20 protein-coding genes are annotated in these 18,021 nt (G+C 71.1%); 11 read left to right on the top strand and 9 right to left on the bottom strand.

Annotated features, from left to right (window positions below; translation table 11 throughout):
* Nucleotides 1-11: 11 nt before the first annotated feature.
* The 3 genes from H030_RS36310 to H030_RS0104370 form a co-directional block, all read right to left on the bottom strand.
* Entirely contained in the window at nt 12-362 is a 351-nt protein-coding gene (locus tag H030_RS36310; RefSeq protein WP_051221684.1) for an STAS domain-containing protein, read from the bottom strand.
* Nucleotides 363-984: 622 nt separating this feature from the next.
* Nucleotides 985-1,779, bottom strand: coding sequence for a hypothetical protein (locus tag H030_RS0104375; protein WP_027005228.1), 795 nt, complete (start codon nt 1,777-1,779; stop codon nt 985-987).
* Nucleotides 1,780-1,812: 33 nt separating this feature from the next.
* Entirely contained in the window at nt 1,813-2,328 is a 516-nt protein-coding gene (locus H030_RS0104370) for a phosphoribosyltransferase (protein WP_027005227.1), read from the bottom strand.
* A 41-nt stretch (nt 2,329-2,369) separates the two neighbouring features.
* Between H030_RS0104370 and H030_RS29205 the strand changes: the two genes are divergently transcribed.
* The 3 genes from H030_RS29205 to H030_RS29200 all read left to right on the top strand — a co-directional run bounded on the left by H030_RS29205 (nt 2,370) and on the right by H030_RS29200 (nt 6,536).
* On the top strand, nt 2,370-3,707 hold the full coding sequence (locus H030_RS29205; RefSeq protein ID WP_051221682.1) for an MFS transporter: 1,338 nt from the start codon (nt 2,370-2,372) through the stop codon (nt 3,705-3,707).
* 315 nt (nt 3,708-4,022) lie between these two features.
* Nucleotides 4,023-4,247, top strand: a complete 225-nt coding sequence (locus tag H030_RS39510) for a helix-turn-helix domain-containing protein (protein ID WP_196808993.1) — start codon at nt 4,023-4,025, stop codon at nt 4,245-4,247.
* A gap of 141 nt (nt 4,248-4,388) precedes the next feature.
* Nucleotides 4,389-6,536, top strand: coding sequence for a putative bifunctional diguanylate cyclase/phosphodiesterase (locus H030_RS29200; RefSeq protein ID WP_051221680.1), 2,148 nt, complete (start codon nt 4,389-4,391; stop codon nt 6,534-6,536).
* Here H030_RS29200 and H030_RS0104350 read toward each other — a convergent pair.
* The gene (locus H030_RS0104350) at nt 6,533-7,018 is read right to left on the bottom strand and encodes a hypothetical protein (protein ID WP_155891832.1); all 486 of its coding nucleotides are present in this window, start codon (nt 7,016-7,018) and stop codon (nt 6,533-6,535) included. The two genes, H030_RS29200 and H030_RS0104350, sit on opposite strands and share 4 nt — an antisense overlap.
* A 35-nt stretch (nt 7,019-7,053) precedes the next feature.
* Here H030_RS0104350 and H030_RS40025 point away from each other — a divergent pair, with 35 nt between their 5' ends.
* Complete coding sequence (locus H030_RS40025) at nt 7,054-7,338, top strand: hypothetical protein (protein ID WP_155891831.1); 285 nt, start codon at nt 7,054-7,056, stop codon at nt 7,336-7,338.
* 282 nt (nt 7,339-7,620) lie between these two features.
* Here H030_RS40025 and H030_RS29195 read toward each other — a convergent pair whose 3' ends face one another.
* The gene (locus H030_RS29195) at nt 7,621-8,388 is read right to left on the bottom strand and encodes an SDR family oxidoreductase (RefSeq protein WP_035125857.1); all 768 of its coding nucleotides are present in this window, start codon (nt 8,386-8,388) and stop codon (nt 7,621-7,623) included.
* Nucleotides 8,388-9,398, bottom strand: a complete 1,011-nt coding sequence (locus H030_RS0104335; protein ID WP_027005224.1) for an NADP-dependent oxidoreductase — start codon at nt 9,396-9,398, stop codon at nt 8,388-8,390. Before H030_RS0104335 ends, H030_RS29195 begins: the two co-directional genes overlap by 1 nt.
* Nucleotides 9,399-9,456: 58 nt before the next feature.
* Between H030_RS0104335 and H030_RS29190 the strand changes: the two genes are divergently transcribed.
* The 4 genes from H030_RS29190 to H030_RS0104315 all read left to right on the top strand — a co-directional run bounded on the left by H030_RS29190 (nt 9,457) and on the right by H030_RS0104315 (nt 12,805).
* Nucleotides 9,457-10,041, top strand: coding sequence for a TetR/AcrR family transcriptional regulator (locus H030_RS29190; protein WP_081690498.1), 585 nt, complete (start codon nt 9,457-9,459; stop codon nt 10,039-10,041).
* Nucleotides 10,042-10,110: 69 nt separating this feature from the next.
* The gene (locus H030_RS0104325; RefSeq protein ID WP_155891830.1) at nt 10,111-11,079 is read left to right on the top strand and encodes a hypothetical protein; all 969 of its coding nucleotides are present in this window, start codon (nt 10,111-10,113) and stop codon (nt 11,077-11,079) included.
* Between the two features lie 220 nt (nt 11,080-11,299).
* On the top strand, nt 11,300-11,944 hold the full coding sequence (locus H030_RS0104320) for a hypothetical protein (protein WP_027005222.1): 645 nt from the start codon (nt 11,300-11,302) through the stop codon (nt 11,942-11,944).
* A 24-nt stretch (nt 11,945-11,968) separates the two neighbouring features.
* A complete protein-coding gene (locus tag H030_RS0104315) occupies nt 11,969-12,805 on the top strand; it encodes an arylamine N-acetyltransferase family protein (protein WP_027005221.1) in 837 nt (278 codons plus the stop codon).
* Here H030_RS0104315 and H030_RS0104310 read toward each other — a convergent pair.
* From H030_RS0104310 to H030_RS0104300, 3 genes are read right to left on the bottom strand one after another with little or no spacing between them, the layout of a single operon-like run.
* A complete protein-coding gene (locus H030_RS0104310) occupies nt 12,802-13,239 on the bottom strand; it encodes a VOC family protein (protein ID WP_051221676.1) in 438 nt (145 codons plus the stop codon). The two genes, H030_RS0104315 and H030_RS0104310, sit on opposite strands and share 4 nt — an antisense overlap.
* 10 nt (nt 13,240-13,249) lie before the next feature.
* Nucleotides 13,250-13,717: a helix-turn-helix domain-containing protein gene (locus H030_RS29185; RefSeq protein ID WP_051221674.1), complete on the bottom strand. Its 468-nt coding sequence runs from the start codon at nt 13,715-13,717 to the stop codon at nt 13,250-13,252.
* A complete protein-coding gene (locus H030_RS0104300) occupies nt 13,718-14,845 on the bottom strand; it encodes a PucR family transcriptional regulator (RefSeq protein WP_027005219.1) in 1,128 nt (375 codons plus the stop codon).
* A 95-nt stretch (nt 14,846-14,940) separates the two neighbouring features.
* Here H030_RS0104300 and H030_RS0104295 point away from each other — a divergent pair, with 95 nt between their 5' ends.
* The 3 genes from H030_RS0104295 (at nt 14,941) to H030_RS29180 (ending at nt 17,987) form a co-directional block, all read left to right on the top strand.
* The gene (locus H030_RS0104295; RefSeq protein WP_027005218.1) at nt 14,941-15,591 is read left to right on the top strand and encodes an SDR family oxidoreductase; all 651 of its coding nucleotides are present in this window, start codon (nt 14,941-14,943) and stop codon (nt 15,589-15,591) included.
* Nucleotides 15,592-15,969: 378 nt separating this feature from the next.
* Nucleotides 15,970-16,404, top strand: coding sequence for a MarR family winged helix-turn-helix transcriptional regulator (locus H030_RS0104285; protein ID WP_027005217.1), 435 nt, complete (start codon nt 15,970-15,972; stop codon nt 16,402-16,404).
* Nucleotides 16,401-17,987, top strand: coding sequence for an MFS transporter (locus tag H030_RS29180; RefSeq protein WP_051221672.1), 1,587 nt, complete (start codon nt 16,401-16,403; stop codon nt 17,985-17,987). The genes H030_RS0104285 and H030_RS29180 overlap by 4 nt, the downstream gene beginning before the upstream one ends.
* Nucleotides 17,988-18,021: the final 34 nt, after the last annotated feature.

Here is an 18,021-nt window from a genome sequence, read left to right as displayed (position 1 = left end):
GGTGTCCGCGGTCACGACGCGGCTTGTTCGTCCTCCGGGGCGAGCGCGGCTTCGGCCTCCTGGCGCGTCTCGGCGACGCGCAGCGACTTGTCGATGTGGGTGATCTGCACGAGGTCGGCGACGACCGTCCCCTTCGGAGCGATCACCGCAAGCCCCCGCCCCTGGCGCCCGAGCCGCTGATCCGCCTGGACGATCACACCCAGCGCGCTGGAGTCGATGAACGACACCGCCGACAGGTCCAGGATCACATCCGGCGACGTGATCCCAGCGCCCACCTCCTCGCTCAAACGCTGCCCGAGGGTGCGCGATGCCTGGAGATCCAACTCCCCCGTGATGATCGTGACGGCCGGCGGCTGCTTCATGGCCCCGGTTAGTTGCCCAGGAAACCGCTCTCTCAAGCCTGCCTAGGCATCAACCGGACGCGAAGCCGACCCCGCGGCTCGCGGCACTGGGCCAGTCCCCGCAATCGCGCCCCCGCGCGCGATTCCGGACGCTCTGCGCCAGCGGCGGTGCGGGTGACCGTCCGCACCGCCGCTCGCGCCGGGGCCCAGGTGCGCGGCTTCCGCTTGCCGCGCACCGTTGGACCGGTCGCGCCAACCGCTCGGGGACCCCGTGCGGTGGCAGCGCAGGGCCCGACGACCTTCTCAGGTCGTCGAGCTCCGCTCCTCGCTCATCGCGCTCAGATGAGCCAAGCCTCGTCCCGACGGCCCTTCCGCGTGTGGGCCGCCGGGACCAACGCGACCCGATCCATCGAACCCGGGCCACTATCAGATGCTCACCTTCCGCTGGTTGAGAGCATCACCGGATCCACTTTCGCGCCGTGACCGTGATCACCGCCCGTCGCGTTCGCTGGATCCCTTATGAACACGACGGTACACACTGGTGGCTCTCTAGCGCAAGCCATGCCCTGCCAAACCGGCAATCGGACGTCACGCACGCAGGCGGTGCTGAGTCAACCCCCCTCCCGCTGACACTTGGCATTGCTCAACGATGTGAGGGTGTTAGCGTAACTCGCAGCCGGAAGGAACCCTGCTCAGAGCACGGATCGAAGGCCGCCGACGGGCAGAACGCCGGCCGCTCGACCTGCGCCAGGACCGTGAAGGCTCGGTGGCCGCGGAGCTTCGCCGTCGGCAGCATCAGCGGCGCCGCGACCGCCCGATCCAGCACCGTCGTGGCCGACAACCCGAACACCGGCGCCGCCGGGATCGTCTCGTCATCCGGCGCGAGCACGCACGCGCCCGGCCACCCCGCCGGCGGCCTACCCGCATCTGCGTACTGCTCCGTCAACCGCGGCGCGACGACCTTCGAGACGACCGTCCCCCTCGCCGTCCCACCAACCGCCAACCGCGCACTTCCGGACGTCGACGTCCGGTGCCCATCCTCGAAGACGACCCTCGCGCTGCAGCTGACCGGCACCTGCGCCGTTCCGCACACGAGCGTCCCATCCGGCTGCGCCACCAGCGGCGTGTAGGCGCCACTGACCGTCCACCTCCCACGCACGGAATAGACAAGCCTGCCGGACAGCCCATGCGTGGCGGGGTCGTACACCAACGGCACCCTCGACCGGACCACGACCCTCACACCCACCACCCGCTCGCTGTAGCTCGCCGCACACTGCGCGTTGCCCGCCGCAGTGACGGCGTTCGCATACGACCCGGTCACGACACCGCTGAACGTCCACCGCGTGCTCTTCGCGCCTGCGCCGCTGGCAACCACGCCGCAGCACAGCAGCACGGCGGCCGCGCACGCGCCACCCCGGCCCAGCAGGCTCCTCCTCATACGCGCGGTGTACCCACCCGCGCGCCAGGCGATCTAGGCGACCGCGCCCCCGCCGCCCGCGACCGGCCCCGCGGCGCTCCAGGGGAAGTCGATCCAGCGGTCGGTCTGGCGCCACACGTAGTCGCACTTCACGACCGACGCCGGCTTCTCGTACAAGACCGCCGTCCGGACCTCGGCGACCTTGCCGTCGCAGAACTGGCGCACGACCTCGAGCGTCCGCCCGGTGTCCGCGACGTCATCGACGATCAGCATCCGCGAGCCATCCAGGTCGATGAGCTCCGGCGCCGGCGGCAGGATCAGCGGAACCTCCAAGCGCTGGTCGACATCCGTGTAGAACTCGACGTTCATCGCACACGAGTTCTTGACGCCGAGCGCATACGCAACCGCGCCCCCCGGCAGCAACCCACCCCGCGCGATCGCCAGCACGATGTCGGGCTGATACCCACTCTCGACAACCGCCTCCGCGAGCTGCCTCGCAGCCTCACCAAGCTGGTCCCAGCTCATGATCTCCCGCTCGCTGGCGGGAGGCGTGTGGGGAGCGGCCTCCATAGAGGGCAGCCTAACGGTCTGAGATCGCCACGCGCTTGAGGATGCTCAAATCTTCAGGCAACCTGCAGACCACCTGCTACACCGTAGGTATCGCCGCAACCGTCGCCAGCCCCCGCCCCGCTCCCCTCCGCACCCGGAACTACCGCCTCTACTTCTCCGGGCAGCTGATCTCGGTCCCCGGCACCTGGCTCCAGACGGTCGCCCAGGCCTGGCTCGTCCTGCAACTCACGCCGTCTGGCTCCGCCCTCGGGATCACCGTCGCTTTGCAGGCACTTCCCGTCCTCTTCCTCGGCCCCTGGGCCGGCGCGCTCGCCGACCGCAGCGACAAGCGCAAGCTCCTGCTCGGCACGCAGGCCAGCCAGTCCGCGCTCGCGTTCATCCTCGGCATCGCCGCCCTGACGCACCAGGCGACCCTCCCCATGGTCTGGGTCCTCGCGCTCGGCCTCGGCCTCGCGCGCGCGATCGACGTGCCGACGCGCCAGACGTTCGTCTCCGAGCTCGTCGACCGCGACGAGCTCCCGCGGGCGATCTCGATCAACTCCACCGTCGCCGCCGCGGCGCGCATGATCGGCCCCGCCGGCGGCGGCGCGATCATCGCGCTGCTCGGCACCGGCGCCTGCTTCCTGATCAACGGCGCCAGCTTCCTCGCGCCGCTCGCGGGCCTCGCGCTGATGGACGCCTCGAAGCTCCACCGCCCGGAGACCCCTCCGCAGCGATCGCCGAGAGCCGTGCGCGCAGGCGTCAACTACGTCAAGAGCCGCGAGGACCTCCTCGTCCCGCTCATCATGATGGCCCTGATCGGGACCTTCGCCTACGAGTTCCAGGTCACGATCCCCCTGCTCGCGCACGAGACGTTCCACCTCGGCGCCACCGGCTTCGGCCTCCTCTACGCCGCGATGGGCGGCGGCGCGGTCATCGCCGGGCTGACGATCGCCGGCCGCGTCGCGCCCAGGCTCCGGACCACGACGATCGCCGCCGCCGTGTTCGGCGTCGGCCTCGCGCTCACGGCCATCGCCCCGTCTCCACTCACCGCTGCGCTCTGCCTCAGCGCCGCAGGAGCGGCCAGCGTCGTGTATTCCTCCACCACCAACGCGACGCTTCAGCTGCGCGCCGAGCCCGCGATGCGCGGCCGCGTCGTCGCGCTGTACATCGTCGCCTTCATGGGCTCGACCCCGATCGGCGGACCGCTCGTGGGCGTGGTAGGCCAATTGGCAGGGGCTCGTGCGTCACTCGCGATTGGCGCGTTCGGATGCTTCGCAGCGGTCGCGCTCGGCACGATCTTCGGCCTGCGAGCGGGAGATGGTCCCGGATACGGGCGCGTACGCCCTAGCCTCCGGGTCGGTCGCGGGACGGCGCAGTCGACGCAATCCGTCGAATAGCCCTTTTCGCTGAGCGTCACAGTGCGGTAGCGTCGCCCCTCGATGAGCGGTGACGGCCAGAACGTGGTGCCGGGCGGGCAGGGTCTTGATCCCCGATCGGCAACAACCACCTCGGAGCCGTCTGCCACCCTTCAGCGAGACGTCCTGAGTGCCCGTGTCACAGCGGGATCCACACCGGGATCAAGTGCGTTGACGGGTTTGCACACGTTTTCGTGTCTCACCGCTCAAGATCAGGCAAACTGGTGTCGGGCACTCGGACACACGCGTAAGTTCGGGGCCACGCGGAAGACAGGAGATTGCGTGATGGATGCAAAGATGCAGCTCGCCGCCAACCTGCGCCGGCTGCGCAAGGAGCGTTGCTGGTCACAGGAGATGCTGGCTCACTTCGCGGGCCTGCACCCCACGGAGGTGAGCCGCCTGGAGCGCGGCTTGCGCGAACCTCGCCTGCGTACGGTCATGCAGGTGGCGTCCGCGCTCAGGGTCCAGGTTCAGGATCTCATCGCGCCCGTTGAGGCGAGCGAGCCCGAGCCGGTTCTGTAGCACGCAACAGGGGCCGGCCGGCGCAACGGTCACCGCGCCGGTCGGCCTCAAGCGTTCGTCTTCGCCCTCCCGGGCGTTCTCTCGACGCATCGAACCTTGCAGTCATGCTGCAAGGTCCTCAACCCCGGAACCGGGGCGCCGATGTACCGGGAGGACATGCCGCAGGGCAGGGGATTCAACGCGCGTCAGACGCGCGCAGGTCAGGCGGCCCGCGAGGCCGAGGCGCTCTCGCGCGTCGTTGTCGAAGGACTCCAAGAGGGTGTGATCGTCACGGATGCCGCGCTGCGCGCGACGTCCTGGAACGCGTCGGCCCTACGGATCCTGGATCTCGCCGACGAGGACCTCGCCGGCGGGTTGACCGCGCCGTTCCTGCCGGACCTCCGGATCGTCGACGAGCGCGACGGGCGGACGCTCGGTCCGGGCGAGTCGCTGAGCTCGCTCGCGCGTGACGAGGGCGGGGCGATCCGCGGCATGGCCGTGCGGGGCGAGCAATGGATCCGGATCCACGCGCGGCCGCTGGGCGAGAGCGCCGGTGCGGGTGCGGGCGTGGTCGTGACGTTCGCGGACGTGACCGCGACGATCCAGACGCAGCGCCGGCTGGCGGAGGAGCGGGACCGCGCGCAGCGCTACCTCGAGGTGGCGTCGACGCTGGTCGTCGTGCTCGACGCGCGGGGCTGCGTGGAGCTCGTCAACCGCCAGGGCTGCGAGCTGCTCGGCTTCGCCGAGGACGAGCTGCGCGGGCGCGACTGGTTCGACGCGGTCGTCCCGGCGGCCGACCGCCTGGACGCGCGGCGCGAGTTCGCGCGGCTGGTGGCCGGCGGCGAGCCGACGCGGGACGCGCTCGTCGAGACGTTCGTCCGGACCAAGGACGGCGACGACCGCAAGATCGCGTGGCGCAACAGCGTGCTGCGCAACGACGCCGGCACGATCACGGCGGTCCTGCGCTCCGGCGAGGACGTGACCGAGCGGCGGCGGGCCGAGGCGCAGGTCGCGTACCTCGCCTACCACGACGCGCTGACCGGGCTGCCGAACCGGGCGCAGCTCGAGGAGCAGCTGCGGCTGGACCTCGTGCGCGCGCGGCGGTCGGGCGAGGCGGTCGCACTGGTGTGCTTCGACCTGGACAACTTCAAGCTCGTCAACGACTCGCTCGGCCACGCGGGCGGCGACGAGCTGCTGCGCGAGACGGCGCGGCGGGTGAGCGACCTCGTCCGCGGCGGCGACGTGCTGGCGCGCCAAGGCGGCGACGAGTTCTTGTTGTTGATGCACTGCTCGGGGGCCGACGCCGCGGCGTCGGCGGCGCAGCTGGCCGCGCGGCGGATCGCGGCGGCGCTGGAGCGGCCGTTCGAGATCGCGGATGCCGAGTTCCACGTGGGCGCGTCGATCGGGGTGGCGCTGTTCCCGGAGCACGCGACGGATGCGGAGTCGCTGCTGAAGCGAGCGGATGCCGCGATGTACCAGGCCAAGCGCACGGGATCGGGGTCGGTGGCGCTGTACCAGCAGCAGGAGGGCGACGCGCGAGCGCGGCTGTCGCTGACGTCGCGGCTGCGGCGCGCGATCGGTGAAGGCGAGCTGCGGCTGCACTACCAGCCGATCGTGTCGCTGTCTGACGGGTGCTTGACGGGGGTCGAGGCGCTGGTGCGCTGGGACGATCCGCAGCACGGGCTCGTCCCGCCGGCGGACTTCATCCCGATCGCGGAGGAGACGGGGCTGATCGACGGGATCGGCGACTGGGTCGTCGAGGAGCTCTGCGTTGCCGCCGCTCGCTGGGCGGGGGCGGGTCAGCGGCCGCGGCTGTCGTTCAACCTGAGCCCGCGCCAGCTGCGCCGGACCGACCTCGTGTCCTCGATCGCTGCGCGCATCGACGCGCACGGCCTACGCCCGGAGCAGTTCTGCGCGGAGCTGACCGAGACGGCGATCATGAGCGACGCCCACCGCCATCGCTCGCTACTCGACGAGCTCCACGAAGCCGGCCTGACGATCGCGATCGACGACTTCGGCGCCGGCCACTCCTCCCTGGCGCGCCTCCGGGACCTCCCGGTCCAGGTCCTCAAAGTCGACCGCGCCTTCCTCGACCGCGTCCCCAACGACCGCGGCTCAGCCGCGATCGTCGCGGCGATCCTCTCGCTCGCCGACGCCCTCGACATGACCACGATCGTCGAGGGCATCGAGACGGACGAGCAGCTCCTGTTCCTGCAGGCGAACGACTGCCCCTTCGGGCAGGGCTACCTGCTGGGCCGGCCGGTACCGGCCGAGGCGCTGACGCTGCTGAGCGACGCCCCGGCGCGTTAGAGCTTCGCCACAGCCCTACCGGCAAGGCCGGCGAGCGTCCGCGACGTGATCTTCGAGTACCCGGGCGCACCAGAGGCGTACTGGATGTGGAAGGTGTATCGCCCCTTCTGGACCAGGAACCCATCCTCGCCCATGTAGTAGGCGTCGTTCCACGGCCCGCTCGTCTTGATGAGCCTCGCGTGAGCCCTCTGCTGCCGATGGATCAGCGCAGCGAACTCACCCTTCGCCGCTGTTGCGTTGCCGAACGAAGCAACGCTGGTCTGGGCGACGACCTCGCCACCGACCTTGTGCGTGCAGAGCGTCAACCGGCCTTTGGCCTTCGTCAGCGACGGGTTGGAGATCGCGATGCTCGAGGTCTTGACGTTCGCAGCCTCCACCGGCCTTGCAATGGCCTGCCCGGGGAGCAGCTTGCAGTACTTCGAGACCCCGGCACTAGCGGTTGACGAAAGGACGAGCGCGCTCAGCAACGTCCCCAGGAGCACCATCGCGAACTTAGACACATTTGGGAGTATGACCGTTGAGCTTCCGCGTGTCTAAAGTAAGGTCGCCTCAGAGCTTTCGCGCGGCCGTCTTTCCCGAGACCTACGACCGCACGCGACGTCGTCTTCACCTGGTACTCCAGATAGAAGATGTGGCTTCCCTTCAACACGAAGACCGCGTTCTTGCCGATCGCGTATCCCCTCTGCCAAGGTCCGCTGACCTTGCGCGGGTGATCGGCGGCCCGCGTCGCGAGCTGCGCCATGAGCTTCTTACCGTCTTGGCCGGCGTGCTGAACATCATCACCACCGACTGGGCCACCTGATCCCTGCCCGACGAGAAGGTGCAGACCGACATCCTGCTGGCCGTGTGCGTTAGCGACAGGGCGTCCTCCACCCACCCGGCCACCCGCACACCCCGGTGGTCCGCCGCCCGCCCACAGCACTGGTCGAGAGCAGGTGCAGTACGGGATGCGCCTGGCGTGTCCGCTGGTGGGAAGGGCGGGGGTTGCCGCGAGCACGAAGAGGAAAGCCAAGCGAAGTCTGGACGTGGCGGCGATCGCAGCCCTGAGAGGGGCGTCGATCGGCGGCTTCCGTTGACAGCTGGCCTATAGCGCGTTGGGTTGGGCGGCTTTGCCGGTGCCCGGGCCTGGGACGTTGCGGAAGAGGAAGGGGGCTGGGTCGCGGGAGGGTTGGATGAACCAGGCTTCGCCGGTGTTGCCGGCGGTGATGATGCGCAGGACCGTGGCCGCGACGGTCTCGGCGGGGATCAGCTCGACGCCTTGGCCGTCCAGCACCTCGCGGATGGGGTCGACAATCTTGGACTCGGCGAAGGAGGGGCAGATCGCGTTGTAGGTGATGTTGTCGCCGGCGAGGGCGGGGCCTAGGGAGCGAGCTAGCCCGACGACCGCCGCCTTGTTCGCGGCGTAGATCGGGTCGAAGGGGACGGCGGTCAGGCCGGCGAGGGAGGCGGTTGCCACGATCGCGCCGGCGCCGCGCTGCTTCATCGCGGGCAGGACGGCGTGGGTCCCGTAGATGACGCCGTCCAAGTTGATGCCCATGACCTTCTTGTACTTCTCGGCGTCGAACTCGGGGCCGACGCCGAAGTGGGTCGCCACGCCAGCGTTCAAATACGCGATGTCGATGCCGCCCGCCAGGTCGACCGCCGCCTCGACGAGCGCGAGGTTCGCGTCGAGCGACGAGACGTCGGTCGCGACGAAGTGGCCGCCGACCTGCTCGGCGACCGCGCGACCACCCTCTTCATCAACATCGGCGACGACGACCTCCACGCCCTCGGCCGCCAGGGCCAGCACGGTCGCGCGACCCAGGCCGGAGGCACCGCCGGTGACGATCGCGACCTTGTCGCGCAGCTCCATCAGGCGACCTCGAGGATGAGCTTGCCGACGTTCTCGCCGCGGAAGAGCATGTTGAGCGTCTCCGGGAACTCGTCGATCTCACCCGAGACGACGTGCTCCTTGGTCTTGATCTTGCCCTCGCCGATCCAGCCGGCGATCTCGGCGGCGGCTTCGGCGTACTGCGCGGCGTAGTCGAAGACCACGAAACCCTCCATGCGCGCGCGAGCGACGAGCAAGGACAGGTAGTTGGACGGGCCGGCGACGGCCGTCGAGTTGTTGTACTGGCTGATCGCGCCGCAGATGACGACGCGGGCCTTCATGTTCAACCGCGCGAGCGCGAGGTCGAGGATCTCGCCGCCGACGTTGTCGAAGTACACGTCGATGCGGTCCGGGGTCGCCGCGCGCAGCGCACCGCGCAGGTCGTCGCCGCGGTAGTCCAGCGCCGCGTCGAAGCCGAGCTCCTCGACCAACATGTCGCACTTCTCCTGCCCGCCGGCGATGCCGACCACGCGCGCGCCCTTGAGCTTCGCGATCTGGCCGACGATCGTCCCAACCGCGCCCGCGGCGCCGGACACGACCACGGTCTCACCCTCGCCCTTCAACGCGCCCACGTCCAGCAGCCCGAAGTACGCCGTCATGCCGGTCATCCCCAGCGCGCCGAGGAACGTCGGCAGCGGCGCGGCCGACGGATCCACCCGCAGGCATCCGCGCCCGTCGCTCACGACGTGCGTCTGGACCCCGAACGTCCCGACGACGTGGTCGCCGACCGCGAACTTGGGGTGGTTGGACTCCGTCACCTCGACGATCGTGCCCGCGCGCATGACCTCGCCGATCCCGACCGGCGGGATGTAGGAGCGCGCGTCGTTGAGCCACCCGCGCATCGCGGGATCCAAGGAGATCAACTTGGTCACCCCCGCGAACTCGCCCTCCCCGGGAGCGACGTGGTCGACGTCGACGTGCTCCCAATCGGTCGGCTTGACGTCGCCCTGCGGCCGTGCGGCCAGGCGGATCTGACGGTTGCTCTGAGACATTGGTACCGGACAGTACCAATGCGCCGCCCCGAGTGCTAGCGTCGGCGCGCGCCACACCATGCCCGCTCCCGTACCCGCCACCGTGATCCGCGCGCGCCTGCTGCCGGCGATGGCGCATCTGACCGCCGAGAAGGGCTACGCCGCGGTCACGATCGACGACCTCGCGCGCGCCGCCCGGATCTCGAAGCGGACGTTCTACGCGCAGTTCGCCGACAAGGAGGCGTGCCTGCTCGCCGCCTACGAGGACGCGGCGGAGCTCGTCTACCGCGAGTGCGAGCGCGCGGCGCGCCAAGCCCACGCCCAGGGCTGGCGCACCCAGGTCGACATCATCATCTCGACCTACCTCAGGTGCCTCGCCGCCCAGCCCGCGATGACGCGCGTCTTCCACGTCGAGATCCAGGCCGCGGGCGCCCGCGCGCTGGAGCTCCACCTCGCCGTCAACCTCCGCTACGCCAAGCTCCTGCGCAGGATCGTCCCGCCGCAGGAACGCCCCGACCAACCCACCGCGATCGCCCTCCTCGGCGCCGTCAACGAGCTCGTCCTGCACGCCGTCGCGACCGACCGCACCACCCGCCTCCCGCGCCTGCAATCCACCGTCCGGCCGCTCTTCGACGCTGCGCTCGGACGAAATCTGGGTACCTGACCGCGACACGCGGCCTCCGCGCGTGTTCTCAGCCACCGTAAGACACCAAGTTCCCATCGGGAGGGACGAATGCACCGTAGAACCTTGGGCTGGGCGCGCCGCGCCGGCGCGCTCGCGCTGTTGCTGGCCGCCATGCCCACCGCCGCCGCTCAGGCGGCATCCGCGCCGACGGTCGCCACCGGCGGCACGTCGAACCTCGCACAGCAGACCGTGACCCTGGCGGGCGCGGTCGACCCCAACGGCGCGGACACCCAGGTCGCGTTCCAGTACGGCACGACCAACCGCTATGGCGTGACCACGCCGACCCAGACCGCCACCGGCGACGGCAAGCGCACCGTCTCGGTCGACGTCGCCGGCCTCGCGCCCGCGACGACCTACCACTACCGCTTCATCGCGACCAACAGCAAGGGGTTGGCCAACGGCGCCGACAGGACGTTCAAGACGAAGGCCCAGCCGCTCGGCGTCACGCTCGCCGCAACGCCGAACCCGCTCGCCCCGGGCGGCTCCACGACGCTCGCCGGCCAGCTGACCGGCACCGGCAACGGCGGCCGCCAGATCGTCTTGCAGTCCAACCCGTTCCCCTACACCCAGGGCTTCAAGCCGGTCGGGAACAAGCTCATCACCGACGCCGCGGGCAACTTCAGCTTCAACGCCCTGCCCGTCGCGTTCAACACGCAGTTCCGGGTCGCGCTGCCCGACAAGCCCGCGATCGCGAGCCCGATCGTCGTCGTCAGCGTCGCGGTCCGGGTCTCGACGCACCTCGGCAGCCACACGGTCAAGCGCGGCCACGAGCTGACGTTCTCCGGGACGATCACGCCCGCGGTCGAAGGCACGCCGATCGCGATCCAGAAGCTGAACTCCAAGAAGCACTGGGTGACGGTCGCGGGCACCGCGACGCGCCACGCCACGGACGGCAAGTCGGCCTACAGCAAGCACGTCAAGATCTCGCGCGGCGGCAAGTACCGCGTCTACGCGGGCGTGACCAACGGCCAGTACGTGCCGGCCACCGGCTCGACGGTGACCATCCACACCAAGTAGCTCCGTGACGCCAGGACGCCGAGGCGGGCGAGCCACATGAAGCCCGCCCGCCTCCGTCCCGCAAGAACGCGGCCAGCCGCGGCCCCGCGCAGATAAGTGAGCATCGCCCACCTACTCGGGTGGCCGATGCGGTCTGCCTGCCGCCTTGGCTGTGGACCATCCGCCTCTCCTCTGTGAGCGTCCCGTGCGCTTCATTCCGTAAACCAAAGAGGAGTGCTAGATGACTCGCAGCATCCTGCGTGCCGCCACCCTGGCGGCAACGCTCGTCGCCGGTTTGAGCGCGGTCTCATCCGCGTCGGCGACCAACTGGCAGAGCAACGCGAGCGCCGGCGGTTCGGCGTTCAGCGCGAGCTACGGCAGTGAGATCGTGGTCAAGTCGGCGCTGTCCAACGGCTTCGGCTACAACTGCAACACCGGCTCGCTCGCGGGCACGCTCGCCGGCCCGACCGGTCCGGTCAACACCGGCCCGTGGAACAACGCCGAGACGTTCACGCCCTCCTTCGTGAGGTGCTCGATCGCCGGCATCACGGTGGCGATCTCCGGCGCCAGCGGGCATTTCGACGCCAGCTCGTACTCGGGCGGCGTGACGAGGGGGAACTTCCGCGCGACGTGGACGGCGACGTTCGCGACCTGCCCGTTCACGGTCGTGATCGATGCCCCCGCCACCAGCGACGGCACGAACCTCACGCTCGGCGTGACGCAGTCCGGCACGATCTCGTGGCCGGCGACCCCCGCCTCCTGCCCGAACGTCACGGGCACCAGCGGCGCCGGCTCGTCGAACGTGAGGCTCGTGGGCTACGACGGGACGAACTTCATCTCGCTCCCGTACGCCTACGGCTCGTTCAGGCCGTCGATCTTCTACTAGGAGATCCGTCGTAGAGTCCGGGCGGTGATCGACGAGCTGCTGAAGCACATCGGCATCGACCACCGCCCGGACCGCGATGCTGCCGGGCTGGCCCGCGTGCATCGCGCGTATGTGTCGAGGCTCGCGTATGACGGGATCACGGCGCAGCTCGGCGAGCATGCGCCGATCGACCCCATGGCCTTGGTCGAGCGGACGCTGACCACGGGGCGCGGTGGCTACTGCTTCGAGATCAACACCATCTTGCTGACGCTGCTGCGCGAGCTGGGGTTCGACGTGCAGCGGCGCGAGGCGATCGTCGACGAGCGCGAGGCGTTCGCCGGCGGCGCGCCGACCAACCACCTGGCGTTGGTCGCCACGACGGAGGACGGCGCGCGCTGGCTGTGCGATGCCGGATGGGGAGAGGGGCCGTTGGAGCCGCTGCCGCTCGCGGCGGGGACCTACGAGCGCGGACCGCTGCACTGGACGCTCGAGCGCGAGCCCGACGACTCCGGCTGGTGGGTGATCCAGCACGCGTGGGGCTCGACGCCAGGCTTCCACATGGGCGACGAGGCGGTCGGGCTGGACGCGTTCGCGCCCCACCACCACCGGCTGGCGACCGACCCCGACTCGAACTTCGTCAGGACGCTCGTCGTGCAGCGCCCGTCGGCCGACCGCGTGACGACCCTGCGCGCGCGGACGCTGAACGTGGTCGGCCCGGGCCTCGACGTTCCCAATGTGGTCGTCAACTCGGAGGACGAGCTGGCGACGACGCTCGAGGACGTCTTCGGGATCGACCCCGCGGCGCTCGGCGCCGAGCGCACGGCGCGGCTGTGGACCGCGGCGTGCGCCCAGCACGAGGCGTTCCTCGCCAGGCAGCCCTAGGCGGGCGTGTTCTCGGGCGTCGGCTCGGCCATCACGTCGGCCACCTGGGTGAGGCGGAAGCCGTTGCCGAACGGGTCGCGGAAACCGCAGTCGATCCCGTAGAACGTGTCCTCGGGCTCGCTCGTGAACTCGACGCCGCGCGCCTTCAGCTCGGAGTAGGCCGCGTGGCAGTCGTCGGTCTGGACGATCACGCCGTTGAGGCCGCCGCGGGCCATCAGCGAGCGGACGTCGGCGTCGATGTCGGGGCGGACGGACGGGTCGATCAGCGAGATCTCGAAGTCCGGTTGGTCCGGCGCGCCGACCGTGACCCAGCGCCAGTCGCCGGCGGTCATGTCGGTGCGCTTCTCGAACCCGAGCTTCTCGGTGTACCAGGCAAGTGCTTCATCCTGGTCACCGACCATCGCGCAAAGGATCCCTGCTTTGAGAGTGGGCATGGACGGCAAGCTACGCCCTGGGCGGCGCGCTGTCGTCTCGATTTCTGCTGACCGTCTGGGTCGGTCGGGGCACCGCGCGGGGGCGCTGCCACTCGCGGCGGAAGCACGACGGGATGCGCGCGAGCAGCTGCTGCTCGCGGGCGCGGTCCCGGAACGCGGTCGGCGACTCGCCGACGGTGCGCTTGAAGCAGGTCGAGAACGAGCCGACCGACGTGAAGCCGACGGCGAGGCAGACGTCGTGGACGCTGAGGTCGGTGACGCGCAGCAGCTCCTGCGCGCGCTCGATCCGGCGCGTCTGGAGGTACTGGTTCGGCGTCTCGCCGAAGACCTCCCGGAACTGGCGGCTGAAGTGCGCGACCGACACGTGGGCGCGCGCCGCGAGCGCCGAGACGTCCAGGGACGGATCGGCGTACTCGCGGTCGGCGGTGTCGCGGGCGCGCAGGAGGTGGCGGGAGGCGGGCGGGGTGGTGATCGCCATCTACGGCGATGGTGACACGCGCGGCGGCGTGGCGGCCGCCCCGCCGCTGCCGTTGCTACCGCCGCTGCCGTGCAGCCGCGCGAGCTTGACGGCGAGCTCGAGCGACAGGAGGTCCTCCTGGTGGAGGTCCAGATCGGTGAGGGCCTCGATGCGGTCGAGGCGCTGGCGCAGCGTGTTGGTGTGGATGTAGAGCGCGCGGGCGGTCGCGGCGAGCGCGCCGCGGTCGCCGAGGTGGCGCTCGAGCGTCCGGAGCAGCTCGGTGCGGCGGCGGGCGTCGTAGGCGGCGAGGGTGGCGATCGCGCGGGCGTGGCGCTCGTCGGGGGCGTGGTCGAGCGGGAGCTGCGCGAGGTAGCGGTAGACGCCGAGCTGGTCGTAGGCGCGGGCGGCGCCGCCGCGGGGCGGCGCGGTGGCGCGCGCGACCTGGGCGGCGGTGAGCGCCTCCTGGAGGCCGCGGGCCGCAGCGGCCAGGCCGCCGGCGCGGGACTCGGAGCGCCCGGCAGCGAGGCGGTGGTCGCGCGCGAGGGCGGCCAGCTCGGCGTCGAGGCCCGGCGCGTCGGCGGCCGTGGCCGGGAGCAGCGCGCGGAGGCGGTCGTCGCCGGGGTCGCAGAGCGCGCCGGGGACGGCGCGGCGCAGGCGCTCCTCGGCGCGGGCCGCGACGCGCGGCCAGTCCGCGGGGTCCAGCGGCTCCAGGACCACGACGACGTGGGCGCGCGCGAGGTCGTGGCCGGCGGCGCGGGCGCGCGCCTCGGCCTGGGCGTGGCGGCCGTCGGCGACGGCGTCGAAGAGGTCGTGGACGAGGTGCTCCTCCGTCAGGCGCTCGGTGAGGTCGGCGCGCTGGAGGGCGAGCGTGAGCTGGTGGCCGACGATCGCCAGGAGCTGCTCGTCCTGGGGCGTCGCGGGCACGGGATCGACGACGAGCGCGCCGTCGTGCTCGGCGAAGCGGCACGTGTCGGCGTCGAGGATCCGGCGCACGCCCGCGCAGGCGAGGCGGATCAGGTCGTTGCGTTTCGCGCCGGGCGCGGCGAGGCGCGCGCTCAGGGTCGCGAGGGCCGCGAGCGCGTCCTGCAGGCGCGCGTGGTCGTTGAGGAGGTCGGGGTCGACGTCGGTCCAGGAAGCGGTGATCACCATCGCGGCCGAACGCTAGGCGGGCATGGGCCGTTCGCACATGGCCCGGCGGTCGAAGCCGGGCGGGGTCGTGATCGCCCTGAGGTAGCGTCAGGGCCATGGACGTCGTCATCGCTGGAGGCCATGGCCAGATCGCGCTGCAGCTCGAGCGCATCCTGGCGGACGCGGGGCACGGGGTGCGCGGGCTGATCCGCAACCCGGACCATGCCGCCGACCTGGAGGCGCAGGGCGCGCTCGGGGTCGTCGCGGACCTGGAGGAGCAGGACGTCGACGAGCTGGCCGACGCGATCGGCAGCGCCGACGCGATCGTCTTCGCCGCCGGCGCCGGGCCGGGCAGCGGCCCGCAGCGCAAGTGGACGGTCGACTACGCCGGCGCCGTCAAGCTGATGGAGGTCGCGCGCAGGAACCAGATCGACCGCTACATCATCATCTCGTCGATCCGCGCCGATCCGGACGCCGAGGACGACGGCGCGTTCGGGACCTACCTGAAGGCCAAGGGCAAGGCCGACCAGAAGTTGATGGAGTCGGGCTTGTCCTACACCATCATCCGCCCGGGCCGCCTGACCGACGACGAGCCGACCGGCTCCATCGAGCTCGGCGACGAACGCGGCGAGATCACGCGGGCGGACGTGGCGGCGGTGGCCGCCGCGGTGCTGGAGACGCCGGGAACCGCGGGCAAGGTGATGGTCATCAACAACGGCCCACTCCCGATCGCGGAGGCCGTGCAGCAGGTGGCGGCCGGCGGCTGAGCCGCCGGGCGGGCGGCCGGCGGCAAAGACCGCGACCACTCCGCCTTGCCGCCAGCGACGACGACCAAGCGAAGCGCCTTCATCCACGACGCCGGCTGCGCCGCGGAGTGATGACGCGGCCATGAGGGATGTGGCACCGGGGCGCGGATGCGCGTGACTTGATGCCGGCCGATGACGGCAAAGACCGCGACCGCCGCGCGGTGCAGCGAGCGACGACGATCAAGCGGAGCGCCTTCAACCACGACGCCGGCCGCGCCGCGGGGTGATGACGCGGAGCGGGCGATGGCGGCGGGATATCGAGGGGGTGCGTCGGTCGGCGTCAGGGGGCTGACGGCGGGGTGGAGATGCATAGCCAGACTATGTAGACTGGGCTATGCAATGTCAGAGACGCCCAAGATCGATGAGCTCGCCAATGGCCTCGAGGAGGCGCTGGTTGGTGTCTGGACGGCATTGCTGGCCGGATCCGACGGTGAGCTGAGCCGGACGTCGGCCTCGGTGCTGAACATGCTCAGCGAGAAGCCGCGCCGGATCACGGAGCTTGCGGACGCCCAGAGCGTCGCGCAGCCCACGATGACCGTGGCCGTCCAGCGCCTGGAGGCGCGTGGGCTCGTCACCCGGGAACGGGCGACAGACGACCGGCGCGCCACCAACGTCGTGATCACCGACCACGGCCGCACCACGCTCGCCGCCCGCCGCCAGGCCCGCGCCGCCGAGCTGCAGGCCCGCCTCGCCGGCCTCACCCCCGCCCAGCGCAAGGCGCTCGCCGCCGCGCTGCCGGCACTCCACGCCCTGACTCCCGGAGAGCCTTCATGAACCACGAGAAGACCAACACCAACATCCTGCACCAGCCGCGATCGGTCTACGCGGTCGCCTTCGCCTGCGTCGTCGCCTTCATGGGCATCGGCCTCGTCGACCCGATCCTCCCCTCGATCGCCACCAACCTGCACGCCTCGCACTCGCAGGTCGAGCTGCTCTTCACCTCCTACTTCGCCGTCATGGCGATCGCGATGCTCGGCACGGGCTGGATCTCCTCCCGCATCGGCACCAAGAAGACGCTCCTGGTCGGCCTCGCGCTCGTCGTCGTCTTCGCCTCGCTCGCCGGCACGTCCAACACCGTCGCCCAGCTCGTCGGCTTCCGCGGCGGCTGGGGCCTCGGCAACTCCCTCTTCGCCGCGACCGCGCTGAGCGCCATCGTCGGCGCGGCCTCGGGCGGCGTCGCCTCCGCGATCATCCTCTACGAGGCCGCGCTCGGCCTCGGCCTCGCCTCCGGCCCGCTGCTCGGCGGCGAGCTCGGCGCCCTCTCCTGGCGCGCGCCGTTCTTCGGCACCGCCGCCCTGATGGCGATCGGCTTCATCGCGATCGTCACGCTGCTGAAGGACTCGCCCAAGCCGCAGCGCAAGACCTCGCTCGCCGAGCCCTTCAAGGCCCTCAGGCACCCCGGCCTGCGCACCGTCGCCTTCACCGCGTTGTTCTACAACTTCGGCTTCTTCACCCTCCTCGCCTTCGCGCCGTTCCCGCTCGCCCTCGGCGTCCATCAGCTCGGCTACGTCTTCTTCGGCTGGGGCGCGATGCTCGCCGTCTTCTCGGTCGTCGTCGCACCGCGCCTGCGCGCCAGGACCGGAACCGTCCCGCTCCTCGGCGGCGCGCTGCTGACCTTCGCCGCGCTCCTGCTCGTCATGGGCATCGCGGTCGGCTCGCAGGCCGTCCTGATCGCCGCGGTCCTCGTCGGCGGCGCCCTGATCGGCCTCGTGAACACCGTCCTGACCGAGGCCCTCATGAACGTCGCGCCGGACATCGACCGCCCCGTCGCCTCCGCCGCCTACTCGTTCGTCCGCTTCGGCGGCGGCGCGGTCGCGCCGTGGCTGGCCGGCAAGCTGTCGGAGAACGGCAACGACGCGCTCCCGTTCTACGTCGCGGCCGGAGTCGTCGCGCTGTCGGTCGCGCCGCTGGTCCTCGGCCGCCGCGCGATCGCCCATGTTGATGGTGTCGAGGAAGCGCCTGCGCCCGTCATGACCTCGGCCGTCCTGCTCGCGATCGACGCCTCGCCGGACGCCGAGCGCATCACCGCCGAGGCCGCGCGCATCGCGCTGCTCCGCAACCGCCCCGTGCACGTCGTCCACGTCCAGGAGACCGACGTCGTCGGCGACGCGGCGATCGCGCTGGAGACCGGAGCCGACGCCCGGGCGCTGTTGCAGGCACGCGTCGACCAGCTCCGCAAGGCCGGCGTGACCGCCGACGGCGAGCTGCTGCAGAGCACCGGCCGCCACGGCGACGTCGCCACCCAGATCTCGGCCAGCGCAACCGCGGCGGGCGCGAGCGTGATCGTCCTCGGCCGCGGCGACGCCACCGAGCTGGTCACGCGTGACGCGCCGGCCAACGTGCTCGTCGTCGCGTAGCCGACGCACCACCAAGCCTCCGGGAGAGGAATGA

Origin of the sequence: Conexibacter woesei Iso977N, from assembly GCF_000424625.1 — a bacterium.
GTDB classification, from domain to species: Bacteria; Actinomycetota; Thermoleophilia; order Solirubrobacterales; family Solirubrobacteraceae; genus Baekduia; species Baekduia woesei_A.
Note: the sequence above shows the minus strand (reverse complement) of the source record. Positions and strands in the feature narration are given on the sequence as shown.